The organism is Psychrobacter sp. TB20-MNA-CIBAN-0197, from assembly GCF_040309765.1.
Classification (GTDB): Bacteria; Pseudomonadota; Gammaproteobacteria; order Pseudomonadales; family Moraxellaceae; genus Psychrobacter; species Psychrobacter submarinus.
The window spans coordinates 1-314 of record NZ_JBEOPC010000276.1 but is presented as its reverse complement, the minus strand read 5'-3'; the positions used below and the strand labels follow the sequence as shown (position 1 = coordinate 314).

General features: G+C 46.2%; 1 pseudogene. It reads left to right on the top strand.

The features are described 5' to 3' along the window. A pseudogene (locus tag AAEY83_RS13645) lies at positions 1-288 on the top strand (type II secretion system protein N); the annotation flags it as partial. Positions 289-314: the final 26 nt, after the last annotated feature.

The following is a 314-nucleotide window of genomic DNA, read 5'->3' as shown; positions in this document are numbered from 1 at the left end:
GAAGTGGGCTATCCTAGTGGCGGTAAGGTTTTTTATATCACCATGCCAGCGATGCGTGCCGAGCTGAGTACGGAACAAAAAAATGATAAAAACCTGCTGCACGTTAATTTGTTGAACAATCAAGATAAGCGTTTAGGGGATCTGTATGTCGATGGCGATAATATGCTAGACGTCAGCTTGACCCAGCGTTTGTTGGAGAATATGCCTGAGTATAAAGGACAAGCTCCGCAAGATACCCCTGTCGTCAGTGTGCGCCAGCCCTTGTTAGCTGGTTTGGGGACGCGCTAAATGTCTACTGTTACCGCTAATTTAAA